Source organism: Halomonas sp. KAO, assembly GCF_015595025.1.
Lineage (GTDB): Bacteria > Pseudomonadota > Gammaproteobacteria > Pseudomonadales > Halomonadaceae > Halomonas.
This window is the reverse complement of record NZ_JADNRL010000026.1, coordinates 249,334-262,642: the sequence shown is the minus strand read 5'-3', so window position 1 is coordinate 262,642 and position 13,309 is coordinate 249,334. Positions and strand designations below refer to the sequence as shown.

Here is a 13,309-nt window from a genome sequence, read left to right as displayed (position 1 = left end):
CGCTACCCTTGGACGCCGCAATAAATCCTCCCCGGGAGCCCCAATGCTGCTGCTCGACCTGCTGTCGCCGCTCTCCGCCGGCATCAATCTGCTGCTGATCGTGATTTCCGTGTTTACCTCCGCCTTTACCGCGGCGGTAGGGGTTGGCGGCGGGTTGCTGCTGATCATGGCCCTGGCCCAGGTGATGCCGGCGGCGGCGCTGATCCCGGTGCACGGCATGGTGCAGACGGGCTCCAATGTCGGGCGGGTAGCGCTGACCTGGCGTCATGTCGACCGCAAGGTGATTGCGGCCTTCCTGCCCGGGGTGGTACTGGGTGCCCTGGCGGCGGCCTGGCTACTGATACGCCTGCCTGCCGGGTTGCTGGAGCTGTGTATCGCCGCCTTCGTGCTCTACAGCTGCTGGGGGCCGGGCTTGCCCAGGCGTGCCCTCGGGCGTGCCGGGGTGTTGCTGGCCGGCGCCCTGACCACACTGCTTTCCAGCCTGGTGGGTGCCAGTGGACCCATGGTGGCCGCCTTCATCAAGCAGGGTCAGGCCGACCGGCTGACCAAGGTGGCCACCTTCTCGGCCTGCATGAGCGCACAGCACCTGACCAAGGCCTTCGTGTTCGGCATGGCCGGCTTCGTGTTTCGCGACTGGCTGGGACTGATGCTGGCCATGATCGCCTCGGGGTTTCTTGGCACCTGGCTGGGGCTGCGCCTGCTCAGTCGGCTTTCGGATCACCGCTTCGATACGCTGTTCAAGTGGGCCCTGACGCTGCTGGCGTTGCGACTGGTCTGGCTGGGGGCGTCCCGGCTGATGGGGTGAGGGGATGGAGGACGCCTCTTTTTTTGGCAACTGACACTGTAAACTGGTGTCATGCTGGCCATAATGCCTTTAGAAACCTCAAAAAAAGCGCTTCGGGACATTCGAGGGAGAAGACTATGGTGACCGCGATCATGGCCATGGGCCGCTCACGGCTATTGGCGTTCGGGCTACTGGTGAGCCTGGCGGTGCTGCTGGCCGGGGTGGCGCAGGCCAACCCTCGCTATGCGGCCATCGTCGTCGATGTGGAAAGCGGCGAGATTCTGCATGCCGCCAACGCCGAGGAGACGCGTTACCCGGCCTCCTTGACCAAGATGATGACCCTCTACCTGCTCTTCGAGGCGCTCGAGGATCGTAGCTTGAGCCTGCATCATGCGCTGGCGGTCTCTTCCTATGCGGCCGGAAAGCCCGCCTCCAAGCTCTATGTCAAGGCGGGCTCGACGATCCCGGTGGAGACCGCCATCGAGGCGCTGATCATCAAGTCGGCCAATGACGTGGCCGTGGTGGTGGCCGAGGCGCTGGGCGGTAGCGAGGCCAACTTCGCCCGCATGATGACCGACAAGGCGCGCGAGCTGGGCATGAGTCGCACCACCTTCCGCAATGCCAACGGTCTTCCCGACGCCGGCCAGACCACCACCGCCCGCGACATGGCGACCCTGTCGCTGCGTCTGATGCAGGACTTCCCCCAGTACTACCACTACTTCTCGCGCACCAGCTTCGACTGGAAGGGCAAGACCATCACCGGGCACAACCGCCTGCTCGACAACTATGCCGGTGCCGACGGCCTGAAGACCGGCTTTATCCGCGCCTCGGGGTTCAATGTGGCGACCTCGGCGGTGCGCGACGGACGTCGGCTGGTGTCGGTGGTCATGGGAGGCTTTACCGCGGCCTCCCGCGACGCCCATATGGCGGACCTGCTGAACCGCGGTTTCGTGCGGGCCTCGCTGTTCGGGCGCGGTGACTGGGTCGCCCAGGCCGACTTCTCGGGTGAGCGCATGGATCTGCCTCGGGCGGCACCGGTGCCCAGCCGCACGCTGCCGTCGGCTCCGCCGGCCGTGCAGGTGGCAAGCCGCCAGACGCCTGAGCCAGCCGCTCGGGTAACGCGTCGTCTGCCACCCGAGCCGGCGGTCCAGGTGGCCAGTCTGGAGGCGCCCGAGCCGCTGCCCCGCGCGGCCTCGGCGTTGCCCGAGACCGCCCAGGGCTCCGCCAACGACCCGATTCGCGAACTGATCGGCCGAGCCGATGCACCGGTCAGCCGTACCACCCAGCGCCTCGAGCCGCTGGGGCCCAGAGGCGGCTGGGGTATCCAGGTCGGCGCCTTCAGCAGCCCCGACAACGCCCGCAACCTGGCCGGCCGTGCCGCCGACCGGCTGGCCAGCGACCTGGCCAATGCCCGCGTGGATGTCCATGAGGTACCCGGGCCGCAATCCCTGTTCCGTGCCCGCCTGGTCAATCTCGACGAGAACCAGGCCTATCGCGCCTGTCGAAGCCTGGTTCGGGATGGCATCGACTGCATGGTGGTCAACGCCACCCTCTAGTTCTTGCCGTTCGTCTGCGAACCTTCTAGCCTTATCTCGATACCACCCCGTCGATCCCTGATCGACGGGGTGGTGCTTTTGTCATGCGGGACGATCGGGAAGGGGAGTCGCGATGTCTGAGTCGTTCAAGGGAATCGGCTTGATGTGCCTGGGGGTGCTCTGCCTGGCGCTGGGGGATGCCATCACCAAGTGGCTGGGCGAAGTGCACTCGCCGCTGCAGATCATCTTCTTTCGCACCCTGGTGTCGCTGCCGCTGATTGCGCTGATCGCGCGCTTCAACGGTGGCCTGCGCACCCTGAGCACTCGGCGTCCCGGTGTGCATCTGCTGCGTGGCCTGATCTTCACCGGCACCATGATCTGCTTCATGTGGGGGCTGACCCTGCTGCCCCTGGCCGAGACGACCGCCATCGCCTTCGCCGCCCCGCTGTTCGTCACCCTGCTCTCGGTACCGCTGCTGGGTGAGCGGGTCGACCGGCCGACACTGCTGGCCACCACGCTGGGCTTTGTGGGCGTGCTGGTGGTGGTGCGGCCGGGTGGCGAGAGCTTCCAGCTGGGGGCCCTGGTGGTGGTCGGCGCGGCGGTCTTCTACGCGCTGACGATGATCACCGCGCGGCGTTACGGTAGCCGCGAGCACCTCTGGGCGCTGGTCTTCTACAGCACCCTGGTGCCGCTGCTGGTGTCTGCCACGACGCTGCCGTGGGTGTGGCAGATGCCGGCGCCCCTGCACTGGCCGGCCTTCCTGATGGCGGGCTTCCTCGGCGTGGGCGCCATGACCGGCCTGACCCTGGCCTTTCGCTACGCACCGGCCGCCCTGGTGGCGCCCTTCGACTACACCGCGCTGCTATGGGCGGTGCTGCTGGGGTGGTGGTTCTGGGACGAGGTGCCGGACCTCTGGGTCTTCGTCGGCGGCAGCCTGATCATCGCCAGCGGCCTGGCGATCGCCTACCACGAGCGGCGCACCTCGCTCGCGCGGCGCCCGACCGCCTGACCCAGGCATCAGTCGGGGCATGATTTAGTCGGGATAGAAGGCGCGCGCTGCGGCCTCCGGGTCCGGCATGCCGCAGATCGCCGAGATCACCGCCAGGCCCTGGGCGCCGGCCTGGCGTACCGCGGCGGCATGCTCCGCCTTGAGTCCGCCGATCGCCACGCTGGGCAGGGGACTTGCCGCCACGAGGCTGGCCAACCCTTCGAAACCCAGGGGTGCGGCATGATCGTGCTTGCTCGGGGTGGCGAAGACCGGACCCAGCCCCAGGTAGTCGAGACGCTCGACGTCGAGGCGGGCCATCTGGTCCAGGGTCTGCACCGAGAGCCCCAGGATCGCCTGCTCCCCCAGTGCCGCTCGGGCCGCGGCCACCTCGCCGTCGTCCTGGCCGATATGCAGGCCGTCGGCGCCGCTCTCCACCGCCACCGTCAGGCGGTCATTGATGATCAACGGCACGCCACTGCCGGCAAGCGCTGCCTTCAGGCGCCGGGCCTGGTCGATCAGCTCACCGTCACCGGCGTGCTTGTCGCGCAGCTGTATCACCGTGGCGCCACCGCGCACCGCGGCCACGACGGTCTTCTCCAGGCCATGGCCGGCGCACAGGCTCGGGTCGGTAACGAGGTACAGGGAAAGATCAAGGCGCATCGGACACCTCCAGGGTGGGCAGGGTGACAAGCTGGTCGTGGTCGAGGGCGTAGAGGGCATCGAGGAAGGCCACCGCAAAGCTGCCGGGGCCGCTGGCCACCTCACCGGCGCGGCGTCCCGCCTCGCCGTAGCAGGCGAGTGCCGCCACGCTGGCGGCGAAGGGATCTTCGGCCCCTGCCAGGAAGGCGGCCACCACCCCGGTGAGGGCGCAGCCCAGGGTGGTGACCCGGGGCATCAGGGGATGACCACCCGGCACCCGGGCCAGGTGCCGGCCATCGGTGACCAGGTCGACCTCACCGGTGACCGCCACCACCGCCGCGGTGCGCCGCGCCAGGGTGATCGCGGCCTGTTCGGCGGCCTCGATGGGGTCGCTGCTGTCGACCCCGCGACCGCCACTGCCCTGACGCTCCAGGGCGAGGATCTCCGAGGCGTTGCCGCGAATCACCGTCGGTCGATGTTCCAGCAGGCGCTGGCCTGCCTCGCGGCGATAAGCGGTGGCACCCACTGCCACCGGGTCGAATACCCAGGGCTTGCCCGCCAGCTGTGCGGCCTCGGCGGCCTCCTCCATGGCGGCCAGCCAGTGGGGCGAAAGGGTGCCGATGTTGATCGTCAGCGCATCGGCCAGCGCCGCAAACTCGGCGGCCTCCTCGCGGGCATGCACCATGGCCGGCGAGGCGCCCAGTGCCAGCAGCACATTGGCCATGGGGTTCATGGCCACCAGATTGGTGATGTTGTGAATCAGCGGCGCCCGCTCGCGCAGGCGTGCCAGGTGGGCGGCGGGGTCGATCGGTCCGCGGATGGCGGTAGTCATCATTCCTCCCGGGCGCGGGAGGTGCAGTCGCCGGGGTGGGCTGCACGACTCCCTACGCCGGCATGATCCGGGTCAGGTTCCAAGGGTGCGTCTCAACCGCGGTGGATGCCGCGGCGCCCCTGTCGTGGGCATCACTATCCCTGCCCCGGATAAGCCTGTAAAGCCCGTGCATCGATCTTAAAACAGGGAGTGATTGATCATCAGGTGCGTCGCCACGCTGGCCGCATAGCCCAGGGCGATGGCGGGCGCCCAGCGTAGATGGCCGGCAAAGGTGTAGATCCCGCGAGCCTGTCCCATCAGCGCCACGCCGGCGGCGGAGCCCATGGAGAGCAGGCTGCCACCGACACCGGCGGTCAGGGTGATCAGTAGCCAATGGCCCTCGGACATGTCGGGTGCCATGGAGAGCACGGCGAACATCACCGGAATGTTGTCGACGACCGCCGAGACGATGCCCAGCACGATGTTGGCCCACAGCGGGTTCCAGCCACCGTAGAGCGTCTCCGAGAGCAGGGCCAGGTAGCCCATGAAGCCCAGTCCGCCCACGCACATCACCACGCCATAGAAGAACAGCAGGGTGTCCCACTCGGCGCGGGCGATACGGCTGAAGATATCGAAGGGCACCACGCTGCCGAGCTGCTCCAGCTTCTTCCAGTCACCGCGCTGGGCATAACGGGTGCGCTTCCTGTCCAGTGAACGTGGCAGGCTGCGGCGCAGGAAGTAACCGAAGAACTGCAGCAGCCCCAGCCCGAACATCATGCCCATGGCCGGCGGCAGGCCGAGCACCGAGTGGCACAGCACCGAGATGGCCACGGTGAGCAGGAATAGCAGGATGATGCGCCGCGCACCGCGCTTGAGCCACACCTCCTCGGTGAGGGTCGGAGGCTTGCGGTTGCGAATGAAGAAGTTCATTACCAGCGCCGGTACCAGGAAGTTGACCAGCGAAGGCGCCAGCAGCTGGAAGAAGGCGCCGAAGGGTAGCTGGCCGGCCTGCCACACCATCAGCGTGGTGATGTCGCCGAACGGGCTGAAGGCGCCCCCGGCGTTCGATGCCACCACCACATTGATGCAGCAGAGCCGGATGAAGTGGTCGTCGCCCTCGGCCACCTTGAGCACCACGGCGCACATCAACATGGCGGTGGTCATGTTGTTGGCGATGGCCGAGATCCAGAAGGCGAGACAGCCGGTGATCCAGAACAGGCTGCGGTAGCTGAACCCCTTGCGTACCAGCCAGGCGCGCAGCGCATCGAATACCCGGCGCTCCTCCAGGGCGTTGATATAGGTCATCGCAACCAGCAGGAAGAGCAGCAGTTCGGTGTATTCGAGCAGCGTTTCGCGAAAGGCCGTCTCGGCCTGTTGGGGCAGTCCGGCGCTGGTGTAGGCCCAGGCCACCAGCGCCCAGATCAGGCCGGCGGCGACCAGCACCGGCTTCGACTTGCGCATGTGCAGCAGCTCTTCGGACATGACCAGGGCGTAGGCGAGCACGAAGAGTGCCACCGAGATCACGCCGACCCCTGAGCCAGTGAGATCGAGGGGGCCAGCGCTGGCCATGGCAAGAGAGGGTATGGCCAGGCAGCAAAAACCAAGAAACAGAAACGCGCCGAGGCGGTAAGGCGCTTGGCGGAGGGCGTTCAGGGGAGATGTCATGGTGGCAGTGAAGCGTCGAGGAAGAGGGGGCAGCATGATAGCTGTTCTAGCCTTAAGGCTGCCTTAAGGGAGTCCTGTGAATGTAAATAAATGAATGCCGGTGGTACCCATTTACCCCGCACAGGAGTAATCCCATGAACCAGTTACACGCCTCCTTCATGCCTCTCAGTCGGCTCGAGGCAGCCCCGCGGCTGGCTACCCCTGCCCGGGATGGGTTCAGCGTATTGAATCCTGCCCTCGAGATGCTCACGGACTTCTTGCGGGTGGCTCCCCGCACGATTCGGGCCGATGCCGATGTCAATGAGGCCCACTTGATGATGCGCCATGGTGGATTTCGCCTGCTATTGGTCATCGATGATCAGCAGTGTTGCATCGGCGTGCTGGCAGCCCGTGAGGTCATTGGTGGTCGTCGCATCACGCTTGCCCAGCAACAGCATGGTCTCTCGAGCGATGAGGTGACCGTGGGCATGATCATGACACCCTGGCAGAAGCTCTCGGCCATGCCGCTGGAGCAGCTTGCCACTTTAACCATTGGCGACCTGCTGCTATCACTGGAATCGATGACCGACCAGCACCTGCTGGTGACCGAGCGCGATCAGCAGGGAAGCCTGCGAATTCGTGGCCTGGTCTCGGCGGCTGATATTCGACGGGCCGTCGGGCGGACGGAGAGCGCAACGCCGGAGGTGGCAACGGCGAATAGCTTTGCAGATACCTACAGGATGATGATGGGACATGATCTGTGAGGCAGTGGATGACCTTGGCACAGGCCATGTCGCGATAGGTATTGGCGGTGTTTCAGCGAAGCTATCGCGAGGATGCTCAGGACGCTGTCGAGTTCTTGACGACGAAGGCGCCTTCTCTGTCGACGGCGGAATCGCAATCACAAGCATGAAGGCTGTGAGCCTTCGAAAGGAGGGGGCCATGATCAAGGCACTGTTCTGGTGTTTCCTGGTGCTGCTTTTTCAGCTAGGGCTGCTGCACTATGTCGACAGGCGCGTATTGGGGATGACGTTCGGTGGGGACGAGGCTGGGGGCGAGAAGACAGTGTCGACCGATGGGGAGCCGCAAGCGTCGTTGGCTGACGAGTAGGGAGGTTGCGGAGGGACGCGAAGCTCAGGCGTCCCGGGGCAGCATCGCCACGACACGCAGCCCACCCCCGGGAGCGGGGCCGAGATCGAGCGTGCCGCCGTGGCGGGCCAGCAGGCGCTCGACGATGGATAGCCCCAGGCCGGCACCGGCACCGGGGCCGACGCGATGGAAACGCTCGGTGACGCGCTCGCGCTCCGCGGCGGGGATTCCCGGGCCCTGGTCATCCACCTGCAGCATCAGGCGGTCCGTACTGGCCTCCAGGGCCACCGTCACCCGGCCGCCGTCCGGGCTATAGCGCAGGGCGTTGCCGACCAGGTTCTGTACCAGGATACCGATGGCGCCCGGCTCGGCGGCCAGTTGCCAGTCATCTGCCTCGTCGGCGACAAGGTCCAGGGTCTGGTTTCGCTCGATGGCCAGCGGCGAGAGCTCGGCCAGCGCCTCGCGTACCTCGATCAGCAAATTGCTCGCCACACGCGGCGCCGCCTCCTGCTCCACCTCTTCGGGCTCCAGGCGTGCCAGGGTCAGCAGCTGGGAGACCAGCCGGGTGGCTCGGGACACGCCGCCGCGTAGCTCCTGCAGCGCCTCGTGGCGGTCGGCGGGGTCCTCGGCGGCCAGGGCGTTCTGGGCGTGCAGGTCGAGCACCGCCAGGGGGGTGCGCAGCTCGTGGGCGGCATCGGCGATAAAGCGCTTCTCGCGTACCCGTAGATGCCGGATGCGTTCCAGCAGGCGGTTCAGGGCACCGACGATGGTGTCCAGTTCCCGGGGCAGGGACTGCATCACCAGCGGCTGCAGGTTGTGGGGATCGCGTTGGCGGATCGCCGCGGCCAGCCGCGATAGCGGCCGCAGCCCACGGCCGGTGGCCCACCACAGCAGCAGAGCCAGCAGGGGCAGGCCGATCAGGTCCGGCAGCAGGGTGCGCAGGGCCACGGCGCGAATCAGCTCACCGCGCACGTCATCACGCTCGGCGACCATCACCCGCCGCGACGACTCGGGCAGGTCGAGGATATAGACCCGCCAGTCATGGTCCGCCCGTTGGCTGCTGGCATAGCCGGGGGGCGCATCGGTGAACGGCTCGGGCGGAGCGCTGGCCGATCGCAGTACCAGTCGATCATCTTCCCACACTTGAAAGGCCAGCCTGCTCTCGTAACGATGGCCGGCCAAGCGCTTGTCCGACTGCTCGGCTCGCAGCAGGGCACTCTCGAGGCTGGCCAGCAATGCCTGTCGCTGCCCCTCCGGTAGTGGTGCCTGGATCAACCCTTCCAGCAGGCGGGCACTCTGGGCCAGGCTGGCATCATAGAGTTCCTCGATCTCGTGGGCGGCGTAGCGGTAGCTGACCAGACCGATGGCCAGCATGCTGACGCCGAATACCAGCAGTACCAGTCCCAGGGTACGGCGACGAATGGAGCTCACGCTCCGGCCTCCTGAGGCGCACGGTCCAGCACATAGCCGATGCCGCGTACCGTGCGGATCAGGCCGGGGAACAGCTTGCGACGCAGATGATGGACATGCACCTCGATGGCATTGCTCTCCACGTCCTCCTCCCAGCCGTAGACCAGGCGGGTCAGGGTATCGCGGGTAAAGACCCGCCCCGGATGGCTCATGAACTCCTGAAGCAGGGTGAACTCACGGCGCGACAGGGTGATCTCCTGGCCCTGGTAGCTCACCTGGCGTCTGGTGGAGTCGAGCTGGATGCCACGGCACTCCAGCAGCGGTGTGGCCTGGCCCTGGCTGCGGCGCAGCAGGGCGCGCAGCCGCGCCTTGAGTTCGGCGACCTCGAAGGGCTTGACTAGGTAGTCGTCGGCGCCGGCATCGAGGCCTTCGATACGGTCATCCACGGCATCCCGGGCGGTGAGCACCAGCACCGGCACCCGATTGCCGCTCCGCCGCACGGCCTCCAGCACCCGCATGCCGTCGAGCCCCGGCAGGCCAAGATCGAGAATCACGGCATCGAAGGGCTCGTCGCCCTGCAGGGCGGCGAGGGCCATGGTCCCATCGCCAAGATGGTCCACGGTGTAGTGTTCCGGCTTGAGGGCCAGGCGGATGCCCGCGGCCAGGCTTGGATCATCCTCCACCAGCAGGATGCGCATCGGTTGTTCTCTCCTTGGGGGCTGGCTTGTCAAACTGGAGATCAGGGTACCAGGGCGGCGGCACCCAGAAAGCGCTCCTGCCAGTAATCGATCTCCACCGGCGAGGTCTCCACTCGGCGGCCACGACCAGGGGCATGGATCATCTGCCCATTGCCGCGATAGATGCCGACATGGCTGGCCTTGCCGCCTCCGCTGGTGTCGAAGAACAGCAGGTCGCCCGGGCGGGCGCGGTCCACCTTCGGCAGTTGGCGAAACTGGTCGTCGGCGGTGCGTGGGACGGCAATGCCCGCGGCCTGGTAGGCCAGCTGCACCAAGCCCGAACAGTCGACCCCTGAGGGGGTGTTGCCGCCGAAGCGATAGGGTGTGCCCAGGGTGCGCTCGGCCGCGGCGAGTATCAGCACGCGATCGATGGAGAGCCCTTCGTGAGGCGGCGGATCCTCCACCGCCAGCTGCTTGCCGGCACAGCCGGTAAGCAGCATCAGGGGCAACAGCAGAGCGATCAGTCGTATCGATACCGGAGGTAGATAAACGGAGAGGAAAGGGGGCATTCGAGCTCCACGCGGGCGGCAAGTTCGCCCCTAGCCTAGTCCGGCGAACGCACTAACGGAAGGCGATGCGCGTGCCATAGGCAAGCATTTCATCGGGTGTCACGGCATGGCCGGGCACCCCGATCATCTCGTCGCCGCACTGATCGGACCAGGTCAATACCCCGTGGCTCAGCCCCAGATTGCCAAGCAGATCGCGAATCTCTCCGGTACCCAGGAAGGTGCGAGTGTTGCCCTTTGCGTCGGCGAGCTCACAGACGCCTGTGCCGTGATGGAAGCGCACCGTATAGATGCCATCCATGGACTCTATCTCGACGACAGGCGTGAAGCCGTGGTTCAGGGCGTTGGCCAGCTGTTTCAGGGTGATACGGTCGTGAAGGTCGTAGGCATGGGCGTTCATGGGGAGGCCTCTAAGGTTGATTCAGCCGAATGGCAAGCGGAAAGCATCATCCCTGTATAGGAAGTGTAGAGCTATTGTGGCGCCACTCAAGCCGAAGTTGGCCTTTTTCTGGCAATTTTCGGAGTGAGAAGGCGTAAAGGTGATGCATTGTATAGCTTTTATATGTAGTGCTTATGTATAGCTGCTGTGTGTTGCTCTTATGCAGATTGACCTGGCTGGAAAACCGCCGTCTTCGCCCCCATATCTATGCTTACATTCGCGCAAAACAGGAGTGATCCATGAGCTTCCAGGGTGAACAGCATCCCGGGGTACAGGTCCCCACGGCCGAGACCGAGGGATTCCGCCTCAATCACACCATGCTGCGGGTCAAGGACCCCGAGAAGGCCCTGGCCTTCTACTCGCGGGTGTTCGGCATGTCGGTGGTGCGCCGCCTCGACTTCGAGGAGATGCAGTTCTCGCTCTACTTCCTGGCCCGCCTGGAGAAGGATGACGCCGTGCCGGAAGAGGCCGGGCAGCGTACCGTCTGGACCTTCAGCCAGAAGGGGCTGCTGGAGCTGACCCATAACTGGGGCACCGAGGAGCAGCAGGACTTCGCCTATCACGACGGCAATGCCGAGCCCCAGGGCTTCGGACATATCTGCTTCAGCGTGCCGGATCTCGAGGCGGCCGAGGCGTGGTTCGACGCCAACGATGTCGAGTTCATCAAGCGTTCCGACCAGGGCAAGATGAAGAACGTGGTGTTCGTGAAGGACGCCGATGGCTACTGGATCGAGGTCGTTCAGGCCGACCGGCTTGCCGCGATGGGCGACTGAGATCGCGTCGGCGCAGAGGCGTTTCGTGGAAGGCGGCGTCTTTGCCCTCCACGCCGGAGGGCGATAAGGTAAGTTCATGTCCATACATGGCATGAACTGCCAAGGAGACCCGATGAACTTGCCACGTCGACCTATCACCCTGGCCCTGGCTGGTGCCCTGCTGGCCGCTCCGCTGGCCATGACCGCCCAGGCCGAGGAGCCTGCCACGGTACGCTTCTCCGTGCCGCCCTGGCCCGGCGTGACGGTCAAGACCGAGCTCGCCTCACAGCTGCTGAATGCACTGGGGTATGAGAGTCGGTCACAGGAGGTGGGGTCCACCATCACCTATCAGGCACTTGGCCAGGGTGAGCTCGACGCCTACCTGGCCGCCTGGCTGCCGGCTCAGCAAGGCATGTACGACACCGCCATGCAGAGCGACAATCCGCTGGTCGATCTGGGCACCAACGTCGACGGTGCACGGCTGGGCTTCGTGGTACCCACCTACATCCATGATGAAGGCTACACCTCGGCCGAGGATCTCTGCAGTGAAGAGCTGCGGGGCAAGGCCGGCGGCACGCTCTACTCCATCGAGGTGGGCTCGGGGACCAGCGATCTGCTGGCCGAGATGCAGGACAACGGCACCTACTGCCTCGACGAGTGGGAACTGTCGGAAACGTCGACACCCGGCATGCTCAGCCAGGCGCGGGCGGCCATGGCCAAGGATGAGTGGATCGTCTTCTACGCCTGGACGCCCCACTGGATGACCATCGAATACGACATCCGCTTCCTCGATGACCCAGAGGATGCCTGGGGTCCGGATGGTGGCCGCAGCGACGTTATCTCGCTGGTTACCCGCCGCTTCGCCGAAGCGAACCCCAATGCTACCCGGTTGCTCGACCAGCTGGTGTTCAGCGCCGACGACCAGAGTGCGATGATCTACGGCTTCAGCTTCGAGGAGCGCCCGCCCGAGGAGGTCGCACTGGAGTGGCTGCGCGACAACCCCGAGCGGGTCAAGGCCTTCCTGGAGGGCGTGACCACCCGAGACGGTGGCAAGGAAGCCTGGCCGGTGGTTCAGGAAGCACTGGAGATTCCCGACGCCTGAATCGGTCGATGAGGCGCTGCCCATCGTTGCCGCATCAAGGCCGCCTACGGGCGGCCTTGATGCTTTTGGAAGCATGGTGAACCAGCGCCACGCCGTTCGGTGGTGCTACTGGCATGATGGTGCCACTGGCATGCGGCGGGAGTGCCTGACCCGATGGGGTTGCACAGCTAGATGTGTAAACCCACCAGGTTGTTCACGGAAAGCCCCAGCCGGCTCACCGGAGGCTGATAATTCAGGCTGGCATGCGGTCGATGCCAGTTGTACTGATGGAGCCAGGCGAGTAGATGCTGGCCTCGCTCCTTCGAGCTCTTGTACGACCGGGCATAGGCCCATTCGCGCAGAGCGGTTTGAATGAATCGTTCTGCTTTGCCGTTGGTGCGGGGCGTATAGGGGCGAGTGCGCTTGTGCTTCAGCCCCAGTCGCCGGCACAGGCGGTGAAACGCTCTGGATCGGTAGCAAGCGCCATTGTCGGTGAGCACCCGCGTGAAGCGAGTCCCCAGCCCTCGGTAATAGCGCATGGCCTCCAACAGCGCGTAACACGCGCTCCAGCCAGTTTCATCGGGGTAGCGGCTGCCGAAGGCCACCCGCGAGTGATCGTCGATGGCGATATGGACATACTCCCACCCCGCGCCACGCGTGGCCTGTTGGCGATCGCCGGTGACCCGATGCCCCGGGCGCTCGAAGCGGCCGAGCTTCTTGATATCCAGATGCAAGAGATCTCCGGGGGCGGCGTGCTCATAGCGATTATCGGGCCTTGGCGGCGTCAGCGCCGCCAGACGATTCAGCCCTTTACGCTTGAGAATGCGCGCCACCGTGCTCTGGCCAACCCCCAGCGCCTGAGCAATCTGGCAATAGGTCTGGCGTCGCTGACGC

At 65.7% G+C, this 13,309-nt stretch carries 15 protein-coding genes and 1 riboswitch; of the genes, 7 read left to right on the top strand and 8 right to left on the bottom strand.

Going from position 1 to position 13,309, the window contains the following annotated elements:
• Positions 1–43 precede the first annotated feature (43 nt).
• From IOC61_RS15025 to IOC61_RS15015, 3 genes are all read left to right on the top strand, one after another.
• Positions 44–805: a TSUP family transporter gene (locus tag IOC61_RS15025; protein WP_195689542.1), complete on the top strand. Its 762-nt coding sequence runs from the start codon at positions 44–46 to the stop codon at positions 803–805.
• 116 nt (positions 806–921) lie between these two features.
• Positions 922–2,340 (top strand): serine hydrolase, encoded by a 1,419-nt coding sequence (locus IOC61_RS15020; RefSeq protein ID WP_195689541.1) that lies wholly within the window; start codon positions 922–924, stop codon positions 2,338–2,340.
• A gap of 112 nt (positions 2,341–2,452) precedes the next feature.
• Positions 2,453–3,328 carry a DMT family transporter gene (locus tag IOC61_RS15015; RefSeq protein ID WP_195689540.1) on the top strand — a complete coding sequence of 292 codons (876 nt, stop codon included), beginning with the start codon at positions 2,453–2,455 and terminating at the stop codon, positions 3,326–3,328.
• Positions 3,329–3,352: 24 nt separating this feature from the next.
• Here the strand turns inward: IOC61_RS15015 and thiE are convergent, their stop codons facing one another.
• The 3 genes from thiE to nhaD all read right to left on the bottom strand — a co-directional run bounded on the left by thiE (position 3,353) and on the right by nhaD (position 6,422).
• A complete protein-coding gene (gene thiE / locus IOC61_RS15010; RefSeq protein WP_195689539.1) occupies positions 3,353–3,967 on the bottom strand; it encodes a thiamine phosphate synthase in 615 nt (204 codons plus the stop codon).
• On the bottom strand, positions 3,957–4,778 hold the full coding sequence (gene thiM / locus IOC61_RS15005; RefSeq protein ID WP_195689538.1) for a hydroxyethylthiazole kinase: 822 nt from the start codon (positions 4,776–4,778) through the stop codon (positions 3,957–3,959). The genes thiE and thiM overlap by 11 nt, the downstream gene beginning before the upstream one ends.
• Before the next feature lie 32 nt (positions 4,779–4,810).
• Positions 4,811–4,909: riboswitch (TPP riboswitch) on the bottom strand.
• 46 nt (positions 4,910–4,955) lie between these two features.
• On the bottom strand, positions 4,956–6,422 hold the full coding sequence (gene nhaD, locus IOC61_RS15000; RefSeq protein WP_195689717.1) for a sodium:proton antiporter NhaD: 1,467 nt from the start codon (positions 6,420–6,422) through the stop codon (positions 4,956–4,958).
• A gap of 134 nt (positions 6,423–6,556) precedes the next feature.
• On the opposite strand from nhaD, the gene IOC61_RS14995 reads away from it, so the two are divergent.
• Positions 6,557–7,165, top strand: coding sequence for a CBS domain-containing protein (locus IOC61_RS14995; protein WP_195689537.1), 609 nt, complete (start codon positions 6,557–6,559; stop codon positions 7,163–7,165).
• 178 nt (positions 7,166–7,343) lie between these two features.
• Entirely contained in the window at positions 7,344–7,511 is a 168-nt protein-coding gene (locus IOC61_RS14990) for a hypothetical protein (protein WP_195689536.1), read from the top strand.
• Between the two features lie 24 nt (positions 7,512–7,535).
• Here IOC61_RS14990 and IOC61_RS14985 read toward each other — a convergent pair whose 3' ends face one another.
• The 4 genes from IOC61_RS14985 to IOC61_RS14970 are packed head-to-tail and all read right to left on the bottom strand — an operon-like array spanning position 7,536 to position 10,543.
• Positions 7,536–8,921: an ATP-binding protein gene (locus IOC61_RS14985; protein WP_195689535.1), complete on the bottom strand. Its 1,386-nt coding sequence runs from the start codon at positions 8,919–8,921 to the stop codon at positions 7,536–7,538.
• Positions 8,918–9,598 carry a response regulator transcription factor gene (locus IOC61_RS14980; protein WP_195689534.1) on the bottom strand — a complete coding sequence of 227 codons (681 nt, stop codon included), beginning with the start codon at positions 9,596–9,598 and terminating at the stop codon, positions 8,918–8,920. The genes IOC61_RS14985 and IOC61_RS14980 overlap by 4 nt, the downstream gene beginning before the upstream one ends.
• Before the next feature lie 41 nt (positions 9,599–9,639).
• Positions 9,640–10,146 (bottom strand): C40 family peptidase, encoded by a 507-nt coding sequence (locus tag IOC61_RS14975; RefSeq protein WP_195689533.1) that lies wholly within the window; start codon positions 10,144–10,146, stop codon positions 9,640–9,642.
• A 52-nt stretch (positions 10,147–10,198) separates the two neighbouring features.
• Complete coding sequence (locus IOC61_RS14970) at positions 10,199–10,543, bottom strand: hypothetical protein (RefSeq protein WP_195689532.1); 345 nt, start codon at positions 10,541–10,543, stop codon at positions 10,199–10,201.
• Between the two features lie 278 nt (positions 10,544–10,821).
• Between IOC61_RS14970 and gloA the strand changes: the two genes are divergently transcribed.
• Positions 10,822–11,355 carry a lactoylglutathione lyase gene (gene gloA, locus IOC61_RS14965; protein WP_195689531.1) on the top strand — a complete coding sequence of 178 codons (534 nt, stop codon included), beginning with the start codon at positions 10,822–10,824 and terminating at the stop codon, positions 11,353–11,355.
• Between the two features lie 112 nt (positions 11,356–11,467).
• Positions 11,468–12,436, top strand: coding sequence for a glycine betaine ABC transporter substrate-binding protein (locus tag IOC61_RS14960; RefSeq protein ID WP_195689530.1), 969 nt, complete (start codon positions 11,468–11,470; stop codon positions 12,434–12,436).
• 167 nt (positions 12,437–12,603) lie between these two features.
• Here IOC61_RS14960 and IOC61_RS14955 read toward each other — a convergent pair.
• Positions 12,604–13,309 (bottom strand): IS481 family transposase (locus IOC61_RS14955; protein WP_195689529.1); only part of this gene is annotated, 706 nt, incomplete at its 5' end.

Bases quoted from the DNA above. Each gene is read 5' to 3' on its own strand.
- IOC61_RS15025 (WP_195689542.1), top strand. From the start codon at position 44: ATGCTGCTGCTCGACCTGCTGTCGCCGCTCTCCGCCGGCATCAATCTG.
- IOC61_RS15020 (WP_195689541.1), top strand. From the start codon at position 922: ATGGTGACCGCGATCATGGCCATGGGCCGCTCACGGCTATTGGCGTTC.
- IOC61_RS15015 (WP_195689540.1), top strand. From the start codon at position 2,453: ATGTCTGAGTCGTTCAAGGGAATCGGCTTGATGTGCCTGGGGGTGCTC.
- thiE (WP_195689539.1), bottom strand. From the start codon at position 3,967: ATGCGCCTTGATCTTTCCCTGTACCTCGTTACCGACCCGAGCCTGTGC.
- thiM (WP_195689538.1), bottom strand. From the start codon at position 4,778: ATGACTACCGCCATCCGCGGACCGATCGACCCCGCCGCCCACCTGGCA.
- nhaD (WP_195689717.1), bottom strand. From the start codon at position 6,422: ATGACATCTCCCCTGAACGCCCTCCGCCAAGCGCCTTACCGCCTCGGC.
- IOC61_RS14995 (WP_195689537.1), top strand. From the start codon at position 6,557: ATGAACCAGTTACACGCCTCCTTCATGCCTCTCAGTCGGCTCGAGGCA.
- IOC61_RS14990 (WP_195689536.1), top strand. From the start codon at position 7,344: ATGATCAAGGCACTGTTCTGGTGTTTCCTGGTGCTGCTTTTTCAGCTA.
- IOC61_RS14980 (WP_195689534.1), bottom strand. From the start codon at position 9,598: ATGCGCATCCTGCTGGTGGAGGATGATCCAAGCCTGGCCGCGGGCATC.
- IOC61_RS14975 (WP_195689533.1), bottom strand. From the start codon at position 10,146: ATGCCCCCTTTCCTCTCCGTTTATCTACCTCCGGTATCGATACGACTG.
- IOC61_RS14970 (WP_195689532.1), bottom strand. From the start codon at position 10,543: ATGAACGCCCATGCCTACGACCTTCACGACCGTATCACCCTGAAACAG.
- gloA (WP_195689531.1), top strand. From the start codon at position 10,822: ATGAGCTTCCAGGGTGAACAGCATCCCGGGGTACAGGTCCCCACGGCC.
- IOC61_RS14960 (WP_195689530.1), top strand. From the start codon at position 11,468: ATGAACTTGCCACGTCGACCTATCACCCTGGCCCTGGCTGGTGCCCTG.